This is a genomic window from Xanthobacter cornucopiae (genome assembly GCF_043195065.2).
In the GTDB taxonomy this organism is placed as follows: Bacteria; Pseudomonadota; Alphaproteobacteria; order Rhizobiales; family Xanthobacteraceae; genus Xanthobacter.
The window spans coordinates 3,553,344-3,580,082 of record NZ_CM195531.1; the positions used below are offsets into that span (position 1 = coordinate 3,553,344).

The window sequence follows — 26,739 nt, forward strand, 5'->3', positions numbered from 1 at the left end:
GCCACGGCATGGCCCCTGTGCGGGGCGCGCCTCCGCGACGACTGGCAGCTGAAGGACCTCCCATGTCCGACCCCGTCACCACCGACCCCGCCGCCCTCGACGCCCTGGAGCAGGAGATCGGCACCGCCGTCCTGCGGGCCGGCGACGAAGCCGCCCTGGAGCAGGTGCGCATTTCCGCGCTCGGCAAGAAGGGGCAGGTCTCCGAGCTCCTGAAGTCCCTCGGCGGCATGACGCCCGACGAGCGCAAGGTGAAGGGCCCGGCCATCAACGGCCTGCGCGATCGGGTGCAGGAGCTCATCGGCAAGCGCAAGGCGGCCCTGCGGACGCAGGCGCTCCAGGCGCGCCTCGCCACCGAGACCGTGGACGTGACCCTTCCCGTGCGCGAGACCCCGGCCGAGACCGGGCGCATCCATCCCATCTCGCAGGTGATGGAGGAGCTGACCGCCATTTTCGCCGACATGGGCTTCTCGGTGGCGGAAGGCCCGGACATCGAGGACGACTTCCACAATTTCACCGCGCTGAACTTCCCGCCCGGCCATCCCGCCCGCGAGATGCACGACACCTTCTTCCTGCCCCCGGACGCCACCGGCGCCCGCAAGGTGCTGCGCACCCACACCTCGCCGGTGCAGGTGCGCACCATGCAGTCGAAGACGCCGCCCATCCGCGTCATCTGCCCCGGCCGCACCTATCGTTGCGACAGCGACCAGACCCACACCCCCATGTTCCACCAGGTGGAAGGCCTGGTGATCGACAAGGGCGCCCACCTCGGGCACCTGAAATGGATCCTGGAAGAATTCTGCAAGGCCTTCTTCGAGGTGGAAGGGGTGAAAATGCGCTTTCGCCCCTCCTTCTTCCCCTTCACCGAGCCATCCATGGAAGTCGACATCCAGTGCGACCGCTCCCGCCCGGGCGAGATCCGCTTCGGCGAGGGCAGCGACTGGCTGGAGATCCTCGGCTGCGGCATGGTGCACCCCAATGTGCTGCGCAATTGCGGGCTCGATCCGGATGAATACCAGGGCTTTGCCTGGGGCATGGGCATCGACCGCATCGCCATGCTGAAATATGGCATGAGCGACCTGCGCGCCTTCTTCGAGGCCGACATGCGCTGGCTCTCCCACTACGGCTTCCGCCCGCTCGACCTGCCCACCCTGGCCGGCGGCCTGAGCGCGTAAGGAGCAGGACCCATGAAGTTCACTTATTCCTGGCTTCAGGAGCACCTGGAGCCCACCGCGTCCTTCGAGGCCATCGTCGAGCGCCTCTCCCTCATCGGCCTGGAGGTCGAAGGAGTGGAGGACAAGGCCAAGGCGCTTTCGGCCTTCGTGGTGGGAGAGATCCTCGCCGCCGCCAAGCACCCCAATGCGGACAAGCTGCAGGTGTGCTCGGTGTCCATCGGCACCGGCGAGCCGGTGCAGGTGGTGTGCGGGGCGCCCAATGCCCGCGCCGGCCTGAAGACCGTGTTCGCGGCCCCCGGCACCGTCATCCCCACCAGCGGGATGCAGCTCAAGATCGGCAAGATCCGCGACGTGGAAAGCCGGGGCATGCTGTGCTCGGCGCGCGAGCTCGGCCTCTCCGAAGAGCACGACGGCATCCTGGAGCTGCCGGCGGATGCCCCCGTCGGCGCCCCGTTTGCGCAGGTGATCGGCCTCGACGACCCGGTGGTGGAGATCGCCGTGACGCCCAACCGCGCCGATTGCCTCGGCGTCGCCGGCGTGGCGCGGGATCTCGCCGCCGCCGGCCTCGGCGAGCTGATGGCGCCGCGCATCAAGCCGGTGGAGGGAGCCTTCCCCGCGCCCGTCAATGTGCGCCTCGACTTCGGCGACACCCCGTCGCTGTGCCCCGCCTTCGCCCTGCGCGTCATTCGCGGCGTGAAGAACGGGCCCTCGCCGCAATGGATGCAGGACAAGCTGCGCGCCATCGGCCTGCGCCCCATCAACGCGCTGGTGGACGTCACCAACTTCCTCACCTTCGACCGCAACCGCCCGCTCCACGTGTTCGATGGCGGCAAGGTGAAGGGTGATCTGGTGGTGCGCCGGGCCAGGGCGGGCGAGACCCTGCTGGCCCTCGACGGCAAGACCTACACCCTCGACGACACCATGTGCGTCATCGCCGACGACGCCGGCGTGGAGAGCCTGGCCGGGGTCATGGGCGGCGAGGCGTCCGGCTGCGACGAGGCCACCACCGACGTGGTGGTGGAATCGGCCCTGTGGGACCCCATCAACATCGCCCAGACCGGGCGCAGGCTGGGGCTCAATTCCGACGCCCGCTTCCGCTTCGAGCGCGGCATCGATCCCGCCTTCACCCTGCCGGGGCTGGACCTGGCCACCCACCTGATCCTCGACATCTGCGGCGGCACGCCGTCCGAGGTGGTGCTGGCGGGCGCCATTCCCGACACCACCCGCACCATCGCCTTCCCGCTCACCGAGGTGAAGCGCCTCACCGGCCTTGAGGCCAGCGAGCAGGAAATCCGCCATGTGCTCGGCGCCCTGGGCTTCGCCGTCTCCGGCGCCGCGCCGGTGCTGGACGTGGTGCCGCCCTCCTGGCGCGGCGACATCGAGGGCAAGGCGGACCTGGTGGAAGAGGTGGTGCGCATCCTGGGCCTGGAGCGCGTGCCCTCCACCGAGCTGCCGCGCGGCGACGATGCCAGGAAGCCCATCCTCACCCCGCTGCAGCGGCGCAGCCGCAAGGCGCGCCGGGCGCTCGCCGCGCGCGGGCTGGTGGAGGCCGTGACCTGGTCGTTCGTTTCCCACGCCGAGGCCGAGCAGTTCGGCGGCGGGGCGCCGGCGGTGGCGCTGTCCAATCCCATCGCCGCGGAGTTGTCCGACATGCGGCCGAGCCTGCTGCCGGGGCTTATCCGCGCCGCCAAGGCCAATGCCGCCAAGGGCTTCGCCGATACCGCCCTGTTCGAGGTGGGCCAGGTGTTCGCCGGCGACCAGCCGGCCGACCAGCGCCAGCACGCCTCCGGCGTGCGCCACGGCAGCGCCAAGCCGTTCGGCGCCGGCCGCCATTGGGCGGGGGCGGCGGGGCGCGTGGATGCCTTCGACGCCAAGGCCGATGCCCTGGCGGCGCTGGCCGCCGCCAACGCGCCGGCCGCGAACCTCCAGGTCACCGCCGACGCGCCCTCCTGGTACCATCCCGGACGCTCCGGCACCTTGCGCCTGGGGTCGAACGCCATGGCCCATTTCGGCGAGATCCATCCGCTGGTGCTGGAAGCGCTGGACGTGGACGGGCCGCTGGTTGCGTTCGAGATCGTGCTCGACAAGATCCCCGAGCCCAAGGCCAAGCCGACGCGGGCGAAGCCGCAGCTCGACTTGTCCCCGTTCCAGCCGGTGACGCGCGATTTCGCCTTCGTGGTGGGGCGCCAGGTGCCGGCGGCGGACATCCTGAAGGCTGCCCAGGGGGCCGACAAGAAGCTCATCACCGGCGTCGGCCTGTTCGATCTCTACGAGGGGGCGGGCATCGAGGCGGACAAGAAGTCGGTGGCGGTGGAAGTCACCCTCCAGCCGCGCGAGCGCACCTTGACCGACAAGGAGATCGACGAGGTGGCGGGTAAGATCGTCGCCGAGGTGACCAAGAAGACTGGCGCGGTGCTGCGCGGATGATGATGCGGCCGCGCGGTCTCGCCGGGAGCGAGGCCGCGCGGCTTTCCTGCGCCGTCGCGGGCGATCGGCCTCAGGTGCCGCGCAGGGCCTTGAGCTTGATCCGCTCGAGCTCCTCGTCGGTGAGGGCGCCGGAGCGGTGCAGTTCGGCTGCGGCGTGCAGATCGGTGATGGAGCCGCCCTCCGGCGCGCCGGCGCGATAGAAACGGTACGCCAGGAACCAGCAGAGCGGCAGGGAGATCGGCCAGGACGGGATCAGCAGTTCTGCGATCACCGGAGCACCGTGGAAAACTTGAAGCTGTTCGCGGTGTCGGACATGTCCTCTCCTTGCGCTGCCACGCACTGGTTGTGCACTGCACGTTTTCGCAATTTAAGAGAGCATTAACGGGAAAATAAACATAAAAGTGTAGCGGGGCTCGCGCACACCCGTCCATGCGCGCCCCTGCGCGCGAACTTCGTGCCGGCATCACTGATTAGGTCACACTTTTCGTGCTATGCCCCCCGACCCAGAAGACACGCTTGGCATGCCGTATGGAGAAGCGCTTCATGTTCCCGATCCCGAAGCCCGTCCTGACGCCCAACACCTACGCCTATGAATCCGAGCCCATGGTGAAGCCGACGGGGTTCCGGGAATACGACGCCCGCTGGCTGTTCCAGAAGGAAATCAACCTGATGGGCATCCAGGCGCTGGGCATGGGCCTCGGCACGCTGATGCATGAGATGGGGGTACGGCCGGAGATCGTGACCGGCCACGACTTCCGCGGCTATTCCTCCTCCATCAAGTACACGCTGGTGAGCGGGCTGATGGCGGCGGGCATCAAGGTGCACGACATCGGCCTCGCCCTGTCGCCGATGGCCTATTTCGCCCAGTTCGCCCTGGACGTGCCGGCGGTGGCGATGGTGACCGCCTCCCACAACGACAACGGCTGGACCGGCGTGAAGATGGGCGTGAACCGCCCGCTCACCTTCGGGCCGGACGAGATGACCCGCCTGAAGGAGATCGTGCTTGCCGCCCGCTTCGATCTGCGTGGCGGCGGCGCCTATCATTTCGTGGAGAATTTCCCGGACGTCTATGTGAACGACCTCACCGACCGGCCCAAGCTCAAGCGGCCGCTGAAGGTGGTGGTGGCCTGCGGCAACGGCACCGCCGGCGCCTTCGCCCCGCGCGTGATCGAGGCGCTGGGCGCGCAGGTGATCCCGCTCGACTGCGCGCTCGACCACTCCTTCCCCAAGTACAACCCCAATCCCGAAGACCTGGAGATGCTCCACGCCATGCGCGACGCGGTGCTGGAGCACAACGCCGACCTGGCGCTGGGCTTCGACGGCGACGGCGACCGCTGCGGCGTGGTGGACAACACCGGCGAGGAGATCTTCGCCGACAAGATGGGTGTTCTGCTGGCCCGGGACCTCGCCAAGCTGCACCCCGGGTCCACCTTCGTGGTGGATGTGAAGTCCACCGGCCTGTTCGCCACCGATCCGGAGCTGATCGCGCTGGGCGTGAAGGCCGACTACTGGAAGACCGGCCATTCCTACATGAAGCGGCGGGTGAACGAGAGCGGCGCCCTGGTCGGCTTCGAGAAGAGCGGCCACTATTTCTTCAACGCGCCGGTGGGGCGCGGCTATGACGATGGCCTGGTTTCCGCCATCGCCGTGCTCGACATGCTGGATCGCGCCCCCGGCAAGTCGCTGGCGGAGCTGCGCGAGGGGCTGCCCAAGACCTGGTCGTCTCCCACCATGTCGCCCCACTGCGCCGACGAGGCCAAGTATGGCATCGTCGAGAAGGTGGTGCAGCACTACGAGGCGAAGGCCGCCGAGGGGGCGCTGGTGACCGGCCAGAAGATCCGCGACCTGGTCACCGTCAATGGCGTGCGCGTCACCTGCGAGGATGGCTCGTGGGGCCTGGTGCGCGCCTCCTCCAACAAGCCGGAGCTGGTGGTGGTGGTGGAGAGCCCGGTTTCCGAGGCCCGGATGCGCGAGATGTTCGCGGAAGTGGACAGCGTGCTGCGCACCCATCCGGAAGTCGGCGCCTACAACCAGACCATCTGAGCCCGCGCGGCTCCGGCCAGCGCTTCCGCTCGGCATCGCGCGGGGACCGGCATGCCGGTCCCCGTTTCGGTTCGGCCGCGGGCCCGGGCCCGCTCAGGCGTTCTCCACGGCGCAGGCGGCGTCCTCGACCTCGGGGCCGGCGCGCCGCTCCGAGAGATAGGCGGTCGCCATCGCCGCCACCGGCACCACGCCCGCCACCAGCGGCACCGCCCACAGCCCCGGCCCGGCATCGATGATGAAGCCGCCCAGCGCGGCGCCGATGGCATTGCCCAGGTTGAAGGCCGCGATGTTGAAGGACGAAGCGAAGGTCTGCCCGGCGCCCTCGGCCTTTTTCAAGACCCACATCTGCAGCGGCGCCACCGTGGCGAAGGCCACCGCGCCCAGCACGCCCACCGCCACCACGGCGGCGATCTTGTTGTCGAGGGCCGGCGCCAGTGCCACCAGCACCACCGCCAGCAGGCCCAGGCTGCCGTAGACGGTCGGTACCAGCCAGCGGTCGGCGAAGCGCCCTCCGGCGAGATTGCCCACCACCAGGCCGGCGCCGAACACCAGCAGGATGGGGGACACGGCCGCCTCGGAGAAGCCGGCGATGCGCGTCAGCATGGGCGCGATGTAGGTAAAGGCGGCGAACACGCCGACCCAGCTCAGCACCGTGGTGGCGAGCCCCAGCAGCAGCGCCGGCCGGCGCAGCACCTTGAGATCGTCGGCAAGGCGGGTGGCCGCCGGCACGCCGTGGTCCTTCGGCACCAGGGTGGCGATGATGGCGAGCGCCACCAGCCCAACGCCGGTGACCGCCAGGAACGTGGCGCGCCAGCCGGCGAGCTGGCCGAGCCAGGTGCCGAACGGCACGCCCAGAATGTTCGCCACAGTGAGGCCGGTGAACATGATGGCGATGGCGGACGCCTTCTTGTTGGCGGGCACGAGGTCGGTGGCCACCACCGAGCCGACGCCGAAGAAGGTGGCATGGGCAAAGGAGGTGAGCACCCGCGCCGCCATCAGCCATCCATAATCGGGCGCCAGGGCGCAGGCGAGGTTGCCCAAAGTGAACACGGCCATCAGCCCCAGCAGAACGTTCTTGCGCGGCCAGCGGGCGGTGAGCGCGGTGAGCAGCGGCGCTCCCACCACCACGCCCAGGGCATAGCCAGAAATGAGCAGGCCAGCGGCGGAGATGGAAACGCCAAGATCGGCGCTGACCTCCAGCAGCAGGCCCATGATGACGAATTCCGTGACGCCGATGCCGAATGCGCCGGCAGCGAGCGCATAAAGTGCGACTGGCATGATTGCGCGCTTTCTCGAAAGGAGGCCCGATCCCGCCGGGCGGATGCAACGCAACATGGACCCCAGACGGCTCATGAACTAGCATGCGGAAGGTCATAGCATTCCTGATTTGAAGTCACAGATGGGCCAGGAGCCGTATCGCGATCCCAACCGATTCACCGAGATGGAGGTGTTCACCCGCGTGGTGGAACGGGGCGGCTTTTCCGCCGCCGCCCGCGCCTCCGGCCTCACCCCTTCGGCGGTGAGCAAGCTGGTGGCGCGGCTGGAGCGGCGGCTGGGGGTGCGGCTCATGGTGCGCACCACCCGCAGGCTCCAGCTCACGCCCGAGGGCGCCGCTTTCTATGAGCGCTCGGCGCGCATTCTCGACGAGATCGCCGCCGCCGAGCAGGAGGCCGCCGCCGGCGCCGCCCCGCGCGGGCGGCTTCGGGTCAACAGCTCGGTAAACTTCGCGATGGCCTATCTGCTGCCGCTGGTGCCCCCCTTCCTCGAGGCTCACCCGCAGATGAGCATCGAGGTGACGGTCACCGACCGGGTGGTGGACCTGATGGAGGAGCGGGCCGACGTGGCCATCCGGGTCGGCCCCATGCGCGAGTCCCGTCTCGTGGCGCGCAAGATCGCCAACAGCGGCGCCATGGTGGTGGCGGCCCCCGCTTATCTTGCCCGCATGGGGATGCCGCAAACGCCGGACGATCTCGCCCGGCACAACATGCTGGGCTTCTCCTTCAGCCGCATCGTCGAGGGCTGGCCGTTCCGCGACGGCGCCGGCGGCATCGTCTCGGTGCCGCCGCGCGGCAACGCGCTGGTGAGCGACGGCGAGGCCATGCACGCCCTCGCCCTGGCCGGCCTGGGCCTGGCGCGGCTCGCCGAATTCCAGGTGCGGGCGGAGGTGGCCGATGGCCGCTTGGTACCAGTGCTGGAGCATCTCAACCCGGGCGACGCCGTCGACGTGCACGCGGTCTACATGGGCGGCTCCGGCCCGCTCTCTGCCCGTATCCGCGCCTTCGTGGACTTCCTCGCCGCCGAGGTGCGGATCTGACCTTTGCCGGCGCATAGCAGAAGGGCGATGCACGCCCTCCGTACCGCGGGCGCCGCGTTAGGATCCAGACTCACAACCAGTCGCAGACGGTGGCGGTGGGGAAGGTGGCGGCGAGGCGGTCGTGGCGGGTGGCGACACGCCGGAAGTCCTTCAGCCGGCAGGACATGCGTTCGATGGCGTTGCGATCCCCGTAGAGCGCTGGAAAGGCGCAGGGTTTCCAGCGCCGCTTGGCCTTGGGCGGGATGTTCGGCCGGGTGCCCGCCTGTTCCACCTGACGGCGGACCGCGTTGCTGTCGCAGCCTTTGTCCCCATGCAGGATGCGGGCGTTCGGCATCTGCCGGAGCAAGCTCGCCGCGGCTGTGCGGCCGGCCACCTGGCCGCCGGTGAGCAGGAAGGCGATGGGCCGGCCGCTGCGGTCGGTCAGCGCGTGGATCCTGGCGGCGCGGGCGTTCCGGGGGCGGCCGATGGCCTGGGCCCGCTCCCCCCTGTCCCGCCCGAGGCCGAGCCGGGGGCCTTGACGGCGGAGCTGTCGATCAGCACCTGCGCGGGCGGCCCGCCGGCTCCGGCGAGCGCCTGGAAAGCGCCTGGAAGAGGCCGCTCCCCCCTTGGCGGCCCCCGCGGACATTGCGATTGTAAAGGGTCTTGCGCGGACCATGGTCGGCTGGCACATCGATCCAGCGTCCGCCGGACTTCAGCGCATGGATGATCCCGCCGATCACCCGGCGGTCATCCACACGCGGCTTGCCGCGCATGTCATTCGGCAGATCGGGCGCGATCCGCGCAAACTGCGCATCCATCAGCCAGAACAGGTCCCGTTTCATCGGCACGTCCTCCCGGATGCCGGGAATCACAACCCAGGCCCGACGCCAACCAGGTCATGGGGCCGCACCCTGATCGAGCTGTCCAACGGGCTGCGAGACCTGATGCCTGACGCAGGACGGAAGGGCGTGACGTATCGGCCGACAGCTTCAACGGCGCTGGCGATGCTCGCCTCGTTGTCGCGGGCCGTCTTCTGCGCGGCGTGCAGGGATCCCGCGTCGCCTTCGAGGAGAGGTGGCCGCTCGCGATCTGCGTCGGAGGCTTTCTCCGACACGATGCCGGTGCGGATCGGTTCGACCGTGCGTGTAGCTGCGTGTCGTCTCGGCGAGGCGGCGGCTGAGGGATTGCACACGATCGCGCTATGCAGCGAACGCAGCCCACAGGGTGACGGCCATGGACCGCGCGGCCGGGGACAGAATGTCTCGGGCGAGATGCGTAGTCATAAGCTCATCCCGCCACCCCTAAATGTAATAGTCACAAGAATTCTCCCATCATAGATCTAACGATAAATTTATGTGAGTAAATTTTTTATACAAGTGGTGGCAGATATTTAGTTGATCAGGCTAAGTTCTGGATCGCCTATCACGAATAACGTCTCTCCCCCCCTTCCGCGCGGGCGCGGAGCGATAACGAGCGAGCGCAGTGGCGCCCCCCTGTCCGGCGTCCCGGTGCGACCTATCGGAGCCGACCACGCCACGCCGAGGAACCGATCCGAGCGGCGGTGATCTGGGGCGAGGACCAGATCTGGCGAAATGCAGTCCAGAAGGCTTTGCCCCCGGATGCAAACGGTTCGCGAAAAGTGAAATCCAGAAGACCGAGCGTCCAGTTCCCGGTTATCGCGCTGGCAGCGCGGTGACGAGCGGTATTCAAAACGCGCGCGGCACGCCTCTGCGTCCATCGGCGCGGGGAGCAATGCGGTGGAGGTCCCGCTTTCAAGCTATACAATCCGGTTTCAGCCCCTCAATAATTCATGAGACCGCAGAGACGATCAAGAGCAGGACACTCCGCATGCGTTCCGTTTCGATCAAAGTCAGAATTCTCCTTCTGGTCGGGGCATTCATGGTCGGCCTGCTCGCCATTACCGCCGTGCTGCTGGCGGATTTGCGGAGCAACATGATCAAGGAACGCAAGCGCGACGTGAGCCATGTCGTGGAAGCCGTCATTTCTCAGATCAAGGGCCTCCACCAGGCCGCGCTGGACGGCAAGATCACCGGGGACGAGGCCCGAAGGCGGGCGGCCGACCTGATCCACCAGACCCGGTACGACGACACGAACTATCTGTTCGTCTATGACTTCGACGGCCGGGGCGTGCTGCACGCCATCCGGCCCGACCTCGAAAACATAGACCGCATCAACGAGACCGACTCGAAGGGCCAGTTGTTCGTCCAGCGCCAGATCGCCAATGCCAAGGCCGGCGGCGGCTTCACCAGCTTCTATTTCCCCCGCCCGGGCCCGGACCGGACCCCGGTACACAAGATCTCCTACGAAGCGCCGTTCGCACCCTGGAAATGGGTGGTCCTGTCCGGCGTGTACATGGACGACATCGACGCCACCTTCTACGCCGACCTGAAAGTGCTCGGCCTCGTCATCGTCGCCGTGCTGGCGGTGCTCGGCGCCGCCGCCTTCTTCTTCTCGCGCTCCATCACCCGGCCACTGGACGCCCTGTCGGCGGACCTGCGCGCCATCGGCGACGGCGACCTGGGCGTGGAGATCGCCACCGCTGCCCGCACCGACGAGGTGGGCGCCATCGGCAAGAGCGTGGTCTACATGCGCGACCGCATGCGCGAGGGCGAGCGCCTGAAGCGGGAGCAGGCAACCCACGAGATCGCCGAACGCAACGTCCTGGCCCGGCGCGAAACCCTTGCCACCGCCTTCGTGGCGCGCATGCAGCAGCTTGCCGCCGGCTTCGCCGGCTCCTCCTCGGAGGTCGCTGACGCGGCCAAGAACCTCTCCGCCACCGCCGAGCAGACCTCGCAGCAGGCGAACGTGGTCGCCGGCGCGGCGGAGGAAGCCACCGCCAACGTGGAGACCGTCGCCGCCTCCTCCGAGGAGATGGCCGCCTCCATCCGCGAAATCAGCAGCCAGGTGGCCCATTCGGTCCAGATCGCCGACACCGCCTTCACCGAGGCGGAAACGTCCAACGCCCGCATCGCCGAGCTGGCGGCGGCGGCGGCGGCCATCGGCGATGTCATCAACCTCATCCGCAGCATCGCCGACCAGACCAACCTTCTCGCCCTCAACGCCACCATCGAGGCGGCGCGGGCGGGCGAAGCCGGCCGTGGCTTCGCGGTGGTGGCGGAAGAGGTGAAGGAACTGGCCCACCAGACCGCCAGGGCCACCGAGGACATCGGCGCCAAGATCGCCGAAATCCAGCAGGCGACCGACAGCTCGGTGAAATCCATGGGCGGCATCGCCCAGGTCATCTCCACCATCAAGGAGATCGCCTCGGCCATCTCCGGCGCGGTGGAGCAGCAGAGCGCGGCCACCGCCGAGATTGCCCACAACTGCCAGCGGGCCGCCACCGGCACCCATCAGGTGATGCAGAATATTTCCGGCGTGGGACAGGCGGCCGGCATGACCGGAGCCGCCTCCACTCAGCTCATGGCCCTGTCGTCCGGCCTATCGGGGCAGGCGGTCGAGCTGCGCAAGGTGGTGGACACCTTCGTGGCCGACTTCGCCGCTGCCGCCTGACCCCGGCAGGAAACCGGGCGGCCGGAGGTTGGCAGAGCCGCCGGGGGTCGTGACCTTGCTGCAGGGAGCCTTCGCCGGGCCGTCCCGGCGCCAGCGAAGGGGCTGGGCCAAGTCATGAGCGGCAAGTCATGAGCGGCAAGTCATGAGCGGCAAGTCATGAGCGGCAAGTCATGAGCGGCAAGTCATGAGCGGCAAGTCATGAACCCCGCCCGCCGCTCCGCCCGGGCGGAGCGGCGGGCGGAGCGCGGACGCGTCCCAGGGCGCGTCCCGGGGTCCTGCCCCTCGACCGCTCAGCGGTCGTCGTCGCGGTCCCGCCCGAAGGAGAGGATCTCGCGCTTGCCGGCGTGGTTGGCCGGGCCGACGATGCCCTCGTTCTCCATGCGCTCCATGAGGCTGGCGGCCTTGTTGTAGCCCACCTGCAAGCGGCGCTGGATGTAGGAGGTGGAGGCCTTCCGGTCGCGCAGCACGATCGCCACCGCCTGGTCGTAGAGGTCGCCGCCGCTCTCCCCCAGCTCCCCCTTGTCGAACACCGCGTCGTCGGAGCCGGCGGGGCCCTCGGCCTCCTCGTCCTGGACCACGTCCTCCAGGTATTCCGGGCCGCCCTGCGCTTTCAGGAAAGCCACCACGTGCTCCACCTCCTGGTCGGAGACGAACGGCCCGTGCACGCGGGTGATGCGCCCGCCGCCGGCCATGAACAGCATGTCGCCCTGGCCCAGCAGCGTCTCCGCTCCCATTTCGCCGAGGATGGTGCGGCTGTCGATCTTGGAGGTCACCTGGAACGAGATGCGGGTGGGGAAATTGGCCTTGATGGTGCCGGTGATGACGTCCACCGAGGGGCGCTGGGTGGCCATCACCAGGTGGATGCCGGCGGCGCGGGCCATCTGGGCGAGACGCTGGATGGCGCCCTCGATCTCCTTGCCGGCGACCATCATCAGGTCGGCCATCTCGTCGACGATGATGACGATATAGGGCAGCGCGGTGAGGTTCATCTCCTGCTCTTCGAAGAGCGCCTCGCCGCTTTCCTTGTCGAAGCCCACCTGCACCTGGCGCTTGATGACCTCGCCCTTCTCGCGCGCCTCGGCCATGCGGGCGTTGTAGCCGTCGATGTTGCGCACCGCGAGCCGCGCCATCTTGCGGTAGCGGTCCTCCATCTCCTTCACCGCCCACTTGAGGGCGATGATGGCCTTCTTGGGGTCGGTCACCACCGGGGTCAACAGGTGCGGGATGCCCTCGTAGACGCTGAGTTCCAGCATCTTGGGATCGATCATGATGAGCCGGCAGGCATCCGGCGTATGCCGGTAGAGCAGGCTCAGGATCATGGTGTTGATGGCCACCGACTTGCCCGACCCGGTGGTGCCGGCCACCAGCAGATGCGGCATGCGGGCAAGGTCCGCGATCACCGGCGCGCCGCCGATGGTCTTGCCCAGGCAGAAGCCGAGCTTGGCGCGGGCCTCATCGAACTCGTGGGCGGCCAGAAGCTCGCGCAGCCACACGGTCTCGCGCCGCCGGTTGGGCAGCTCGATGCCGATCACGTTGCGCCCTTCCACCACCGCCACGCGCACGCTCACCGCGCTCATGGAGCGGGCGATGTCGGCGGCGAGCGCGATCACCCGCGACGACTTCACGCCCGGCGCCGGCTCGAACTCGTAGAGGGTCACCACCGGGCCGGGGTTGGCGTCGATGACCTCGCCGCGGATGCCGAAGTCGCGCAGGACCTGCTGCAGCATGGCCGAGCTCTGGTCGAGGAACTCCTCGGACAGCTCGTAATCGGGCTCCAGCGCCGGCGGCTCGCGCAGCAGGTCGATGGGCGGCAGATGATAGCCGAAGGCATCGTGGGCCGGTTCCGCCACCGGCACCACCGCCGGCAGCCCGGCGGCCACTGGCAAAGCAGGCACGGGCGCGCTGACGGCGTCCGCCTCCGCAGCCGGCGCGGGTTCGATCGCGTCACCGGCAGCCGGCCCGGCGGCCACGGGCGGGGCGCCGGCGTTGATGCTCAGATTATAGGGCTGCCAGGCGAAATGGGCGCTGATGAGGCTGGCGGCGCGGGTCGCCGTCTCCACCTCGGGGGCGGGCGCCACCGGCTCAGGCGGCAACAGGTCCTGTTCCCCGATCGCCGGCAGGGCCAGCCGGCCCACCACGATCAGCCGCGCCAGCGGGCGCAGGTGCGCGGGGGCCAGCGCCTCAGACATTGCATCAACCGCCACCGGGGCGGGCGCGGGAATCTCGGCCGCTTCAACGACGACGGGCGCCGGAGCGGCCGTCACCGGAGCGATCAGCTCCATGTCGGCCCGTTCCGCATCCGCCGACTCGGCCGCGACAGGCTCCGGCGGCACCGGCTCCAATTCACGCGCCGGGTCACACGCCACCTCAGGCGCCGAGTCGGACGCCAAGTGGGACGCCAAGTCGGACGCCAAGTGGGACGCCAAGTCGGACGCCAAGCCGACTGCCGGCTCGGGCAGCACGTCGGGCCCCATGTCGAATGCCGGTGGGATCATCGGGGCCGAAGCCTCGGCCATCACGTCATCGGGCCCCGCATCGGACGGCGCGGCGCCGGCCTCGAAGCCATCCGCCACCGCCAGAGTCGCGGCGGCGGCGGGTTCCAGCGACGGGCCGGCGCCGAGCAAAGCAGATGCACCGTCGAGCGCCGCCGCCGTCAGCTGCGCCAGCGTGCCATCGAAGGGCGCCCCGTCGAGGGGCACGGACACGAGGTCGGCATCATCGGCCGCGCCGTCAAAGTCACCGGCCACGGCGAGGTCGGCCGGGGTCGCGTCCATATTCTCCACCGCCGCCACGAAATCGGCAGCGGCTTGGTCGACAATGGCGGCGAAAGCGACGCTCTCGCTCACCTCCGGCCGCGGATTCGCGTCAAGGAGCGTCAGGTCGGTTGCGAACGGCGCTGCCACGCTGGCGGCCATGCCGTCGACGAGATCGCCAACCGGCGCCGCCGTGAGGACGCCGCACCCAAGATCCAGCGCCGCCGCGACCGCGGGCTCTGCCACGGAAACCATCGCGTCGCTCTCGAACTGCGAAGCGCCGGGCGCCTCCTGTGCCATGGCGTCGGCTGTGGCGGGCGTTTCCGACACGTCCTCGGGCGGCATCGTGACCGCGAAGCCGGCCACCGGATGGCTCGCATCCGCTGCCGTCCCGAGCTCTGGCACCGCGACGGGACCGGCATCCGTCATCACCGCCATCGGCGCGGCGATCTCGGGATCGCCGCTGCGGCCCTCGCCGAGGCCGGGCTCGTTCTGCCGTGCATCGTGCCACGACAGGACCGTCTCGACCCCGTGCTCGTCCACGCTCCAGCCCTCGGCGGTGCTGGCGCTGTCCGCCTCCGCGCCGAACGGCATATCGCGACCGTCACGGGGCGCGCGCAGGGCGGGCAGGTCGGCGAACGCCTGCTCCAGGGCTTCGAGATCGGCGCGCACGCTCGGCACCGGCGGCGGCTCATCGGCAACGTCCAGCGGCATCTCCAGGAAATGCCACGATGCCCCGGCGGTGCCGTAGCTGGGCAGCGGCACATCCGGCGGCGCCTCCTCCGGCGGGCGCAGGAAGTGGTCCGGCGTACGGGTAAAGCGGGTGTTCTGGTCGAGCGTGAACGGCCGCAGCCAGCTCGGCACGAAATCGGCGTTGATCCAGCTATGGACCGTGGAGCCGCCCAGATTCTCGAGGGCCACGCCCTCGTCCTCCTCCGAAACCAGGAGCGAGGGGAAATTCACCATTCTCGGAGGCTGGTTCGAAGACGACATCGGAGCAAACCCACAGCTACGCACTATCCATCCAGGCATAGGCGGGTGACATTAAAAGGAGGTTTCGGGTCCCGCCCGCCCCCCCGCGCGCGCCCTCTTTCTTGTGCATGCCACTGGGGAAGGCGGCGGGACGGGCGCGCCTCGTGCCATCGGCCCCGGGCCTCGACCGGCACCAACCGGGCCTCCCTCACCCGCTGGCCCGGTTGCCCCCCGGCGGGGAAACCCTTTAAGAGCGCTCCCAGCAGCCGGTGGCCCGCCGGCGCCGAAGGTCCGCGCAGCCCATGGCTTCAGCTTCCGTCCTCATCATCGGCGCCGGACCGGCCGGCCTGATCGCCGCCGAGCGCCTGTCCGCAGCCGGCCACGCCGTCGCCGTGCACGACAAGATGCCCTCCCCCGCGCGCAAGTTCCTGATGGCCGGGCGCGGCGGGCTCAACCTCACCCATTCCGAACCGTTCGACGCCTTCCTCGCCCGCTACGGCGCGGCGGCGGCGCGGCTGGAACCGGCCTTGCGCGTGTTCGGGCCGAACGACCTGCGCGCCTGGGCGGAGGGACTCGGGGAGCCCACATTCGTGGGCAGCAGCGGCCGGGTCTTTCCCCACAGTTTCAAGGCGAGTCCGCTGCTGCGGGCCTGGCTGCGGCGCCTCGCCGCCCAGGGCGTGAGCATCCACCCCCGCCATCATTGGCTGGGCTGGGACGCGGACGGACGCCCGCGCTTCGCCACGCCCGAGGGCGACATCACCCTGGCGCCCGCGGCGACGCTGCTGGCGCTGGGCGGCGGCTCCTGGCCACGCCTCGGCACCGATGGCGGCTGGGTGGCGCCGCTGCGGGCGCAGGGCCTCGCGGTGGCGGAACTGAAGCCGGCCAACATGGGCGTGCGCGTCAGTTGGACGCCCCTGTTCCGCGCCCGCTTCGCCGGCACGCCGCTCAAGCGCGTCGCCGTCACCTGCGCCGGCGTCCGGGTGCGCGGCGAGGCCATGGTGACCGAGGCCGGCCTTGAGGGCGGCGCCATCTATGCGGTGTCCCGCGCCATCCGCTCCGCTCTCGGCGAGGAGCCGGGCCCGCGTCCCGTGGCGCTGCATGTGGACCTGCGTCCCGACCTGGAGACCGCCGCCCTTGCCGCGCGGCTCGGCGCGGCCGGCTCCCGGCCCTCCTTCTCCAGCCTGCTGCGCAAGGCCGCCGGCCTTGCGCCGGTGGCGGCGGGCCTGCTGCGCGAGGCCATCGGCGCCACCCGCCCGCCCGACCCGCTGGCCTTGGCCCGGATCATCAAGGCGGTGCCGCTGGCCGTCACCGGCACCGGCGATCTCAGCCGGGCCATCTCCAGCGCCGGAGGGCTGGCCTGGGACGAGGTGGGCCCGGATTTTCAGCTGAAGCGGCTGCCGGGGGTGTTCGCGGCCGGCGAGATGCTGGACTGGGAGGCGCCCACCGGCGGCTACCTGCTACAGACCTGCTTCGCCACCGGCGTAGCGGCCGCCGGGGGCATCGACGCCTGGCTCAGCCGCTGAAGCCGCCGCCATCGAGATAGGCCTGCTCCTCCGGCGTCGTCTCGCGCCCCAATATGCGGTTGCGGTGGGGGAAGCGGCCGAAGCGGGCGATGGCGTCCTCATGCACCTGGGCGAACGCGAGCCCCTCCGCCTCCCCTGCCGATTGATACAGGGCGACGCACCGGCGCTGGTGGCGAAGGTCCTCCGCATGCATGAACGGCAGGTAGAAGAAGCCGCGCAGGCTCGGCGGCGCGTTCACCTCCGCCGCCCGATCGAAGCCGCGCGCCAGCGCCGCCTCGGCGACGGCGAGCGCCCTGTCGTCGGTGGCGAAGGCGCGGGGCGTGCCCCGGAACACGTTGCGCGGCACCTGGTCCAGCAGAATCAGCAAAGCGGCCGCGCCATCCGCCGTCTCCCGCCAGTCGGCGTGCGCGCCGGCCGCCACCGCCTCATGGAGAGGCAGCAGGCGGGCGCGGACCTCCGCATCGAAGGCCGGCCCGCCGCCGAACCAGCGGGCGCGCCCGGCTGCCCGCCACCACGCCAGGATCGCGGCCGGATCGTCGCTCATCGAACCAACCCGGGGGGCGCGAGGGGATTGTCGGTGAGGGCGGCGCGGTCGGGGGCGTCCACCTCCGGCACGCCGAGGAAGGCATTGAACAGGCGCTCGATCACCTTGGGGTCGAGATCCCGCACGATCATCACCAGCCGGGTGCGACGGTCGTCGTCAGGCCAGGCCGGCAGCCGCGCCGGCGGGTGGAGCACATGCTGCACGCCATGCAAGACGATCGGTGCCTCCGGCTCCTCCTTGAGCTTCACGATGCCCTTGAGCCGCAGCAGGCTGGCGCCGTGGGTGGCGCGCAGGAGGTCCAGGAACAGGTCGAGGGTGGCGGCGGGAATGGCGGCGTCGGTGGCGAGCGTGAAGGCGCGGATGCGGCCGTCATGACGATTGGGATCGCCGCCGCCCTGTTGGCCCGCCTCCTGTTGAGCCGCCACCGCCTCGGCGGCGAGCCAGCGGGCTACGTCCGGTGTCTTGGAGGACGGATCGTAGAGGCCGGCGCCGAGCAGGGTGGCGGCGCTGGCGTCCCGCGCCTCCAGCAGCACAGCGCCGGGGGCGAGGCGCGTCAAACGGGCGCGCAGGGCATCGAACGCGCCGCCGCCAGGGGCGAGCAGATCGGTCTTGGTCAGCACCAGACGGTCGGCCATGGCCGCCTGCTTCACCGCTTCCTCGTGGGCATCGAGGGTCGCCATCCCGTTCACCGCGTCGATAACGCAGACGAGGCCGTCGAGCCGGTAGCGCAGGGCGAGATAGGGGTGAGTCATGAGGGTGTGCAGCACCGGCGCCGGGTCGGCAAGGCCGGTGGTCTCGATAAGGACGCGGCTGAACGGCGGCAGCCGATCATTGTCGCGCCCGCGCAGCAGGTCTTCCAGCGCCGCCACCAGATCGCCGCGCACGGTGCAGCACAGGCAGCCCGAGGAGAGCATGACAATGCCCTCCTCCACCGGCCGCACGAACAGATGATCGAGGCCGATCTCGCCGAATTCGTTGATGAGAACGGCGGTGTCCGCCAGCGCCGGATCGGCCAGCAGCCGGTTGAGCAAGGTGGTCTTGCCGGCTCCCAGGAAACCGGTGAGCACGGTGACGGGGAGAGGCGGCGGCGGCCCCCGGCGGAGCGGGGCGGCGTCCTGGGATGCGGGAACGGGCATGCGGCCAAGCTATCCCATCCCGCCCGCCCGCGCACCCCCGCAAAGGGTGGTCAGGTGGGGGCGAAAAACCGGCGCCGGAAGCCACGCGCGCGGTCCGGACACGGCGGCTGTCCGGACGCGGCGACGGTGAGCGCGCTGTCGGACAAGGCCCGCCGCGTACCGAGCCGGCCGGAGGCCACGTGTGCCGCCGCCCCGGCGACGCATTGGGGCTCCTGCATCCTGGATCGCCCTGCCCCACCTCCGCCCGGCGCGGGACAACGCGAGAGGTCCGTCCCGGCCAGCACGTCCGCGCTCGGCGGTGGCCCGCCCGGCCAAGCCCAAGCGCGCAGCCAAACCAAGCAAAGCCACACCGGGCGAAGCGAACGCCGCCAGGAGAAGAAGAGGTCAGAGAACAAAGGGGTCCGGCCAGATGCGCTCGACACAGCAGCGCCGGGACCACCACCGGCATCTGGGATCGACACGATATCGACCCGCCCTGCGCCGCGCGGGACGCGTGCCCTTCGAAGGCTGCTTGGAGCCGGTTACTCGGCGGAGGTGGCTGCCGCGGGCGCGCCGTCGTCGTCCGAAGCAGGCGGACGCGGCATGGCCAGGGGCTTGGGGGACAACAGCTTGGGCTTCGGGGCCGCCGCCGCTTCCACCGGCTTGGCTGCCTGCACCGGCTTCCGGGTGCCGGTCGCGGATTCGGCCACCGCGTTCGCCGGCTTCTTCGCCGGCGGCTTGCCAGCCGGAGTGCCGGAGGCCGAGGCCGCCTTGGCGTCCCCCGGCTTGGTCGCCGGCTTCTTGCCGTCGGGCGCGAGCTTGGCGGTGGCCGCCGCCGGCTTCTTCGGCTTCTCGTCCTCGTCCGGCGCATAGGCCGAATCGAGATCCTGCGGCGCCGCGCGGGTGCCCACATAGACCGGAACCGGCGGCATGGACGGCGGCAAGGTCTGCAGCAGATCGGCACCGGAGCGCGGCAGGGTCGGATTGCCCGCCGCCAGGGCGAACGAGATGGCGCGGTTGCTCACGCCCGGCCCGTCGTCGTCGGCTTCCGAGGCGGTGACCGCCCGCTTGCCGCCGCAGACATAGGGCTTCATGTCATAAGGCGTGCCGCCGGTGTTCTGGATCGACGAGAGCATGGGCGCCGCCGCGCCGAAGATGCCCCAGGACCCCTGGAAGCCTTTCTCGAACAGCATCGCCGCCTCTTCCGCCCGCACCGTGCCCGAGCGGGCGCCGAGCACCACGGCAATGAGGCGCTTGCCGCCGCGCGTGGCGGTGGCCACCAGATTGTAGCCCGAGCCGCAGACGAAGCCGGTCTTCATGCCGTCGGCGCCGGGATAGCGGTCGATCAGGCGGTTGTAGTTGCGCAGCACGCGCTTGCCGAGCTTGATGGCCGGGATGCGGAACAGCATCTCGTGCTCGGGAAAATGATAGATCAGCGACCGCGCCAGGATGGCGAGGTCGCGGGCGGTGGACACCTGCCCCGGGTCCGGCAGCCCGTTGGGGTTCTCGTAATGGGTGCCGGTCATGCCCAGATGCGCGGCGGTGGCGTTCATCTCGTCGACGAAGCCGGACATGGAGCCGCCTACGCCCTCCGCCACCACCATCGCCATGTCATTGGCCGACTTCACCAGCACCATCTTGAGGGCATTGTCGAGGGTGACCACCGTGCCCGGCTTGAAGCCCATCTTGGAGGGCTGCTGCGATGCGGCGAAGGCCGAGACGGTGAGCGGGGAGTCCAGGGTCAAACGGCCGTTCTTGACCGCGTTCAGCGCCACATAGACCGTCATCAGCTTGGTGACGGAGGCCTGGTACCACGGCTTGCCGGCGTCCTGCTGCTCCAGCACCCGGCCGGTGTCGGCCTCCACCAGCAGCACCGGATTGGCGCGGGCCGCGCCAGCGCAGAGGCCTGCCAGAAGAACGGCGGCGGCGGCCAGCCGCGCGAGGCCGGCGGCAAAAATGGAGTTCGAGCGCGCCAACCTGTTCCGCTCCTGTGTTGGAAGGAGGCCCCCGCCTGAAGTCCCCTTTCCTACCCGCTTTCGCAGTCGCGGAAAAGTCGAAAGCTCGAACCGGCGACGGGATACGCGCTAAAATCCCCGGGAGCCCTGGCGCCGGCCGGCCACAATCTTGCCGAAGTCTGCGCCACCACCGGAAGGACTTGGGCTTCGCCGCAGTTCAGCCCTCCGCCACCGGCGCACCACCCGCCGCGGCGCCGGCCATGAACTGGGCGCGGGCAAGCGCGGCGAAGCGACCACCCAGGTGCACCAGTTCGTCGAAGCTGCCGTCTTCCACCACCCGCCCATGCTCGAACACCAGGATGCGGTCGGCATTGCGCACGGTGGCCAGGCGGTGGGCGATGACGAAGGTGGTGCGGCCCTTCATCACCTCGTCCAGGGCGGCCTGCACCTTGGCCTCGGTGGCGGCGTCGAGGGCGCTGGTGGCCTCGTCGAGGATGAGGATGGGCGGATTCTTCAGCAGCGCGCGGGCGATGGAGAGGCGCTGGCGCTCCCCGCCGGAGAGCGCCCGGCCGCGCTCGCCCACCACCGCCTCCAGGCCGAGCGGGTTGCGCTCCACCAGCTCCAGCGCCTGCGCCCGGGCCAGCGCCGCGCGCAATTCCGCGTCCGTGGCGTCGGGCTTGCCCACCCGGAGATTGTCGGCGATGGAGCGGTTAAACAGCAACGGCTCCTGGAACACCACGCCGATGCTCCGGCGCAGCGACGACAAGGTGGCGTCGCGAATGTCCATGCCGTCGATGCGGATGGCGCCCGACTGCGGGTCGAACACCCGGTGCAGCAGCGCCAGCGCGGTGGACTTGCCGGCCCCGGTGGTGCCCACGAAGGCGAAGGTGCGGCCCGGCGCGGCGTGGAACGACACGTCCTCCACCGCCGGCCGCTTGCCGTCGTAGGAGAAGGAGACGTCGTCGAACACCACGTCGCCCTTCACCTGCGCCAGCGGCCGGGCATCGGGCCGGTCGCGCACCGCGCCGACGGTGTCCAGCACGGCGAAGAACTGGCCGAGCCGCGGTGCCGACAGCAGCATGCGATTGAAGAAGCTCACGGTATAGTCCAGCCGGCCGATCAGCATGTTGGCGAAGGCCACGTAGGTGACGATCTCGCCGATGCCGGCGAGGCCATGCACATAGAGCCAAGTGCCGATGAGCAGAATCGCGAGGATGGTCAGGGTGGTGGCGGCCTTGGTGGCCATGGACACCACCGCCCACCACGACAGGACCGGGATCTGCACCGCCAGCACCCGGCTCACGGTATCCCTGAGCCCGCTCACCTCCGCCTCGATGCGGGTGTAGCTCTGGATCACCGCGACGTTGCCGAGGGCGTCCGAGGTCTGCTCGGCGAGATCGGAATTATACTCCTCCACCTGCCGCTGCATCGCCTCGGTGCGGCGGATGACCAGGGCGGTGACGACGCCGAACACCACCATCAGCGCGATCAGCACCAGCCCCAGGCGCCAGTTGATCCAGATGCCCACCGGCACCAGCACCAGCAGCGAGAAGATGGCGGCGCAATCGTCGCGAAAGAACGACAGCCACAGCCCCCACAGGGCGTCCACCCCCTCCAGCATCACCTTCAGCAGCCGCCCGGAGTGGGTCTCGCCGTGGAAGCTGAGGGGCAGTTGCAGCACATGCTCGAAATACTGCGCGAGCACCCCCAGCCGGCGACGGTGCGACAGCCGGTCCGCATGCAGCGAGATCAGCACCCCGGCGCCGATGTTGAACAGGCCGAAAGCCACCCACGCCCCCAGCAGCGGCGTGAGGTCCTGAAAGGTCGGCAGCCGCGCCGCCGCCTGCGCCGTCGCCAGCGCGTCGATGATGCGGCCGAACAGAATCGGCTCGGCGAACTGCGCCATGGCCAGGACAAGATTGCCGATGGCCAGCAGCGCCCCCATCCTCGCCTGCGGCCCGAGCAGGGAAATCGTGCGCAGATAGATGCGGATCAGGTTCATGGCGGCCCCCGGCGACGTGGCCGCAAGATGAGCCGAGCCCCGCGCCCCGCGCAAGCCTCGCGCCGCACCGCACGCGCGCCAGCTCCGACGCGGCGATTGACGGACGCCCCCCGCCCCCCTATAAGCCTGCCCAACTCAGGCGGCCCCGGCGGCCGGAGCCCAGAGGGTATTGCGTGCAGATCGCGCCGTGCAAGGCGCCACAATGCCCGCAGACCGTCATCTCTGAGCCCCGTCACCCGCTGGCACCGTCCCTCGGCCGCGACCAACCAGATATCCGGAGAACGACCCGTGAAGCGCACCTATCAACCCAGCAAGCTCGTGCGCAGCCGTCGCCACGGCTTCCGTGCGCGCATGGCGACCCGCAACGGCCGCAAGATCATCGCCGCCCGCCGCGCCCACGGCCGCAAGCGCCTGTCGGCCTGATCGCGGGCCACGCGGAGCCCGCAGACCGTGGATAAGCTCCGCAAGCGCCGCGATTTCCTGGCCGCCGCCAAGGCGGAGCGCGCAGGCGTGTCCGCCTTCCTTCTCCAGGGGCGCGACCGCGGCGACGACGGCCAGGTCCGCATCGGCTTCACAGTCACCAAGAAAACCGGCAACGCGGTGGTGCGTAATCGCATCCGCCGCCGTTTGCGCGAGGTGGCGCGGAAAGTCGTGCCAGGGGCCGGGCGCGCCGGCTACGATTATGTGATGATCGCCCGCGAACAGGCGCTTCACGCCGCCTTCGACACCTTGCTGAGCGACCTCGCGCGGGCCCTGCGCAAGCTGCACGATCCCCCGCGGTCCCATCGCGCGCCCAGCGGCCGGCGCCCGCCTAAGACCCCCGCGCGGGATACAGCGGGCGCGCCGGACACCGGGACCGCCACCGACGGCGCGGCAAATTCGCGATACCCCGGACCGCGAAAACGCGGTACAGGCAGCGCCGGAGCCGAAGGGCAGGACGCGGCGACGCGGCGCGGTCCAGCCGCGCCCACCGACGCGGCGGCGCCAGGCGATGCCCTGCATCCCGACCAGAGAATCAGTTCCGACCCCCAGTCCGACCCCCAGGCGCCATCCGCCGACGGAGGCCATCCGGCATGAGTGACAACCGCAACATGATCATCGCCATCGCACTGTCGGTGGCGATCCTCATCGGCTGGCAGTATTTCTTCGGCATTCCGCAGGCGGACCGGCAGCGCCAGGCGGCGGAACAGCAGCGCATCGCCGCCCAGCGCGACGCCGCCGCCTCCGCGGGCGCCACGCCCCAGCCGGGCGCGGTCCCCGGCGCCGTGCCCCAGGCCGGCCAGCCCAGCGCGCCGGCGCGGCCCCTCACCCGCGAGGAGGCCGTCGCCGCCACGCCGCGCGCGCTCATCGAGACCCCCCGCCTCAAGGGCTCCATCTCGCTCCGGGGCGGCCGCGTCGACGACCTGCTGCTGACCGAGTACCACGAGACCGTCGACCCCAAGAGCCCGAACATCGTGCTGCTCTCGCCGTCCGGCGCGCCGCACCCCTTCTATGCCGAGTTCGGTTGGACCTCGGCCGCCGGCGCCGGCGTCAAGGTGCCCGGGCCCGACACGCTGTGGAGCTCCAGCGGCGGCAAGCTCGCCCCCGGCGCGCCCCTGGTGCTGACCTGGGATAACGGCGGCGGCCTCACCTTCCGCCGCACCTTCACGGTGGACGACCACTACATGTTCGCGGTGAAGGACGAGGTGGACAACAAGACCGCCGGCGCCGTCACCCTCTATCCCTACGCGCTGGTGTCGCGCCACGGCCTGCCCAAGGTCGAGGGCTTCTACATCCTGCACGAGGGCCTGATCGGCGTGCTGGGCGACGCCGGCCTCCAGGAAATCGCCTATTCCAAGCTGGACAAGGACAAGCCGCAGACCTTCTCCGCCACCGGCGGCTGGCTCGGCATCACCGACAAGTACTGGGCCGCCACCGTCATTCCCGACCAGAGCGTGAAGGTGGACGCCAAGTTCTCCAGCGCCCTGCAGGGCGGCACGCCGACCTTCCAGGCCGACTTCCTGGCCGCCCCGAAGACGGTGGAGCCCGGTGCCAGCGTCGCCAGCAGCGCCCAGCTGTTCGCCGGCGCCAAGGTGGTGCAGGTGGTCGACGGCTACCAGCGCACCTATGGCATCGACCGCTTCGACCTGCTCATCGACTGGGGCTGGTTCTATTTCATCACCAAGCCGCTGTTCCTGGCCCTGGACTGGATCTATCGCCTGGTCGGCAACTTCGGCGTCGCCATCCTGATCGTGACGGTGATCCTGAAGGGCATCTTCTTCCCGCTGGCCAACAAGTCCTACGCCTCCATGGCCAAGATGAAGGCGGTGCAGCCGGAGCTCACCTCCATCCGCGAACGCTACGCCGACGACAAGGTGAAGCAGCAGCAGGCGATGATGGAGCTGTACAAGAAGGAAAAGATCAATCCGGTGGCGGGCTGCCTGCCCATCCTGATCCAGATTCCGGTGTTCTTCGCCCTCTACAAGGTGCTGTTCGTGACCATCGAGATGCGGCACGCGCCCTTCTTCGGCTGGATCCGCGACCTGTCGGCGCCCGACCCGACCACCCTGTTCAACCTGTTCGGCCTCATTCCGTGGGACCCCTCGTCGGTTCCGGTGATCGGCACCTATCTGATGCTGGGCGCCTGGCCGATCATCATGGGCATCACCATGTGGGTGCAGATGAAGCTCAATCCGGCCCCGCCGGACCCGACCCAGCAGATGATCTTCAACTGGATGCCCATCATCTTCACCTTCATGCTGGCCCATTTCGCCGCCGGCCTGGTGATCTACTGGGCCTGGAACAACACCCTCTCGGTGTCGCAACAGGCGCTCATCATGAAGCGCAACGGCGTCAAGATCGAGCTGTGGGACAACATCAAGAGCGCCTTCAAGAAGAAGGCGCCCGCCAAGAGCTGAACCGCCACCGCACGGCCGGCGGCGCGCCCCCGAAGCCAGACGCAGAAGCGGCGGCCGAGATCCTCGGCCGCCGTTTTCGTTTCAGCGGGAGCACCCAGTGAACGGCGGCACGTCTCCGATGCCGGCGCGCGCCCGCCCGGCCCAGGGCGCCGTCCGACGGAGTGCAGAACCGTGCCGTGATATGGCGCAGGCGACAGCCCGAAACCCGCTCCCGACGCCCTCGGGCAGTCCCGGGAACCGGCCTGGGCCCACACGGGCAGGCAGCCCTTGCCGCGCGCCCTTCTGCGCCGCCATCCGGATTTCGGAACCGGCACCCGCGCGACCATCGAGCCTGCCTGCGCGCCCCGCGCCCCCCCCCCGCGCCTGAACAGCCCGATGACCTCCGGTTGAACCCATACGACGGTTACCGAGCGAACCGATCGGACACCGCTCAAGACCGGGGCCGATGCCAGGAGGCCCCTGCCCGCGCTTCCGGCGACCCGCCATGAAGTGAGGCGCCGCGTCACAGCCGCGATCGGCACCCGGCGCCACGCCCTTCCACACCCATCCATCCGATACGCCAGACAGGCGCGCGCCCGCTCCGCAACCGTCGCCGGCGACGGAACAGAGCCTGTGCGGTATGGAATTGCGCCGGAAGGACGCCTGTCAGCGCTTCGACGACCGTGCCGTGACGCGCGGCGATCCGGGATGCGCCGTCAGGCGCCGCGCGCCCGCAGCACCGCCTCCGCCGCCTCGACGAAGCCGGCGCCGCCGGGGCCTCGCGCGATCCAGGCTGGCGCCACTGGAATCTGGTCCAGGTACCGGGTCACGGTGCTCACCCCCACCGCATGGGGGAAGTAGCCGAACATCGGCGCGTCGTTGACGGAATCCCCCACATAGAGCACCTGGGCGCGCGCCGCGTCGGGGGACACGCCGTAGCTCTCCTGAAGCACGCGCTTGGCCATGGCCAGCTTGTCGTAGCCGCCGCGCCAGCCGAGCACCCACAGATTGTTGACCGTGACATCGGCCCCCGCCGCACCCAGCGCGGAAACGATGGCGGCGCGTGCCGCCGCATCCTCCGGCTGGGAAAAGGCGATGCTGGTCAGACGAAAGGGCTGATCCTCGGCGAACACGGCGCCGGTTTCCGCGCTCACCCCATCGGCGATGCGCGACAGCTCGGCAAAAACCGCTGCCCGGCCAGCCGCGCCGTGCCAGAAGACGCGCTCCAGGCCATGACCGGAGGCGGCACGGCGGAAGAAGAAGCCGCCGTTCTCGCCGATGACCCCATCCACCGGCCACATGCGGGCCATCTGGTCGCACCACCCCGCCGGTGCAGCCGTCACGGGAATGACGACGATGCCCGCCGCCTGCAGCCGCTCCAAGGCGTCATAGGTGCGGGCACCGAGACGGCCGTTGAAGGTCAGCGTCTCGTCCATGTCAGTGAGGACGAACCGCACATCGCGGAAGGTCGCTGCTTCCGCCTCGCTCAAAGGGCGCATGGGCCACGCTCCGGTTGCCGGCGGCCGCGACCGG

At 69.8% G+C, this 26,739-nt stretch carries 17 protein-coding genes and 1 pseudogene; 9 read left to right on the forward strand and 9 right to left on the reverse strand.

Annotated elements, in window-relative coordinates; translation table 11 throughout:
- Positions 1–62 precede the first annotated feature (62 nt).
- Positions 63–1,172: a phenylalanine--tRNA ligase subunit alpha gene (gene pheS, locus V5F53_RS15735; protein ID WP_393994922.1), complete on the forward strand. Its 1,110-nt coding sequence runs from the start codon at positions 63–65 to the stop codon at positions 1,170–1,172.
- 12 nt (positions 1,173–1,184) lie between these two features.
- On the forward strand, positions 1,185–3,599 hold the full coding sequence (gene pheT, locus V5F53_RS15740) for a phenylalanine--tRNA ligase subunit beta (RefSeq protein ID WP_393994921.1): 2,415 nt from the start codon (positions 1,185–1,187) through the stop codon (positions 3,597–3,599).
- 70 nt (positions 3,600–3,669) lie between these two features.
- Here the strand turns inward: pheT and V5F53_RS15745 are convergent, their stop codons facing one another.
- Positions 3,670–3,870, reverse strand: coding sequence for a hypothetical protein (locus tag V5F53_RS15745; RefSeq protein WP_393994920.1), 201 nt, complete (start codon positions 3,868–3,870; stop codon positions 3,670–3,672).
- A gap of 272 nt (positions 3,871–4,142) precedes the next feature.
- Here V5F53_RS15745 and V5F53_RS15750 point away from each other — a divergent pair, with 272 nt between their 5' ends.
- Positions 4,143–5,642 (forward strand): phosphomannomutase/phosphoglucomutase, encoded by a 1,500-nt coding sequence (locus V5F53_RS15750; RefSeq protein ID WP_393994919.1) that lies wholly within the window; start codon positions 4,143–4,145, stop codon positions 5,640–5,642.
- A gap of 93 nt (positions 5,643–5,735) precedes the next feature.
- Here V5F53_RS15750 and V5F53_RS15755 read toward each other — a convergent pair whose 3' ends face one another.
- Positions 5,736–6,920: an MFS transporter gene (locus V5F53_RS15755; RefSeq protein WP_393994918.1), complete on the reverse strand. Its 1,185-nt coding sequence runs from the start codon at positions 6,918–6,920 to the stop codon at positions 5,736–5,738.
- Positions 6,921–7,041: 121 nt separating this feature from the next.
- Between V5F53_RS15755 and V5F53_RS15760 the strand changes: the two genes are divergently transcribed.
- Positions 7,042–7,956 carry a LysR family transcriptional regulator gene (locus V5F53_RS15760; protein WP_393994917.1) on the forward strand — a complete coding sequence of 305 codons (915 nt, stop codon included), beginning with the start codon at positions 7,042–7,044 and terminating at the stop codon, positions 7,954–7,956.
- 70 nt (positions 7,957–8,026) lie between these two features.
- On the opposite strand, the pseudogene V5F53_RS15765 reads toward V5F53_RS15760, so the two are convergent.
- Positions 8,027–8,777 (reverse strand): annotated as a pseudogene (locus tag V5F53_RS15765) (IS5 family transposase).
- A gap of 1,006 nt (positions 8,778–9,783) precedes the next feature.
- Between V5F53_RS15765 and V5F53_RS15770 the strand changes: the two are divergent.
- A complete protein-coding gene (locus V5F53_RS15770; RefSeq protein ID WP_393994916.1) occupies positions 9,784–11,466 on the forward strand; it encodes a methyl-accepting chemotaxis protein in 1,683 nt (560 codons plus the stop codon).
- Between the two features lie 290 nt (positions 11,467–11,756).
- Here the strand turns inward: V5F53_RS15770 and V5F53_RS15775 are convergent, their stop codons facing one another.
- On the reverse strand, positions 11,757–15,185 hold the full coding sequence (locus V5F53_RS15775) for a DNA translocase FtsK (protein WP_509212459.1): 3,429 nt from the start codon (positions 15,183–15,185) through the stop codon (positions 11,757–11,759).
- A 308-nt stretch (positions 15,186–15,493) separates the two neighbouring features.
- Here V5F53_RS15775 and V5F53_RS15780 point away from each other — a divergent pair, with 308 nt between their 5' ends.
- Positions 15,494–16,714 (forward strand): BaiN/RdsA family NAD(P)/FAD-dependent oxidoreductase, encoded by a 1,221-nt coding sequence (locus tag V5F53_RS15780; protein ID WP_393994914.1) that lies wholly within the window; start codon positions 15,494–15,496, stop codon positions 16,712–16,714.
- Here the strand turns inward: V5F53_RS15780 and V5F53_RS15785 are convergent.
- The 4 genes from V5F53_RS15785 to V5F53_RS15800 all read right to left on the reverse strand — a co-directional run bounded on the left by V5F53_RS15785 (position 16,704) and on the right by V5F53_RS15800 (position 22,330).
- Positions 16,704–17,258, reverse strand: coding sequence for a DUF924 family protein (locus V5F53_RS15785; RefSeq protein WP_393994913.1), 555 nt, complete (start codon positions 17,256–17,258; stop codon positions 16,704–16,706). The genes V5F53_RS15780 and V5F53_RS15785 overlap by 11 nt on opposite strands.
- Positions 17,255–18,394 (reverse strand): CobW family GTP-binding protein, encoded by a 1,140-nt coding sequence (locus V5F53_RS15790; protein WP_393994912.1) that lies wholly within the window; start codon positions 18,392–18,394, stop codon positions 17,255–17,257. Before V5F53_RS15790 ends, V5F53_RS15785 begins: the two co-directional genes overlap by 4 nt.
- 521 nt (positions 18,395–18,915) lie before the next feature.
- Positions 18,916–20,349, reverse strand: coding sequence for a D-alanyl-D-alanine carboxypeptidase family protein (locus V5F53_RS15795; protein ID WP_393994911.1), 1,434 nt, complete (start codon positions 20,347–20,349; stop codon positions 18,916–18,918).
- 196 nt (positions 20,350–20,545) lie between these two features.
- On the reverse strand, positions 20,546–22,330 hold the full coding sequence (locus V5F53_RS15800) for a glucan ABC transporter ATP-binding protein/ permease (protein WP_393994910.1): 1,785 nt from the start codon (positions 22,328–22,330) through the stop codon (positions 20,546–20,548).
- 288 nt (positions 22,331–22,618) lie between these two features.
- On the opposite strand from V5F53_RS15800, the gene rpmH reads away from it, so the two are divergent.
- The 3 genes from rpmH to yidC are packed head-to-tail and all read left to right on the forward strand — an operon-like array spanning position 22,619 to position 25,227.
- Positions 22,619–22,753: a 50S ribosomal protein L34 gene (gene rpmH, locus V5F53_RS15805; protein WP_393994909.1), complete on the forward strand. Its 135-nt coding sequence runs from the start codon at positions 22,619–22,621 to the stop codon at positions 22,751–22,753.
- Positions 22,754–22,780: 27 nt separating this feature from the next.
- Positions 22,781–23,407, forward strand: a complete 627-nt coding sequence (gene rnpA, locus V5F53_RS15810) for a ribonuclease P protein component (protein ID WP_393994908.1) — start codon at positions 22,781–22,783, stop codon at positions 23,405–23,407.
- Positions 23,404–25,227 (forward strand): membrane protein insertase YidC, encoded by a 1,824-nt coding sequence (gene yidC / locus V5F53_RS15815; RefSeq protein WP_393994907.1) that lies wholly within the window; start codon positions 23,404–23,406, stop codon positions 25,225–25,227. Before rnpA ends, yidC begins: the two co-directional genes overlap by 4 nt.
- Positions 25,228–25,922: 695 nt before the next feature.
- Here the strand turns inward: yidC and V5F53_RS15820 are convergent.
- Positions 25,923–26,705, reverse strand: coding sequence for an HAD-IIB family hydrolase (locus V5F53_RS15820; RefSeq protein WP_393994906.1), 783 nt, complete (start codon positions 26,703–26,705; stop codon positions 25,923–25,925).
- Positions 26,706–26,739: the final 34 nt, after the last annotated feature.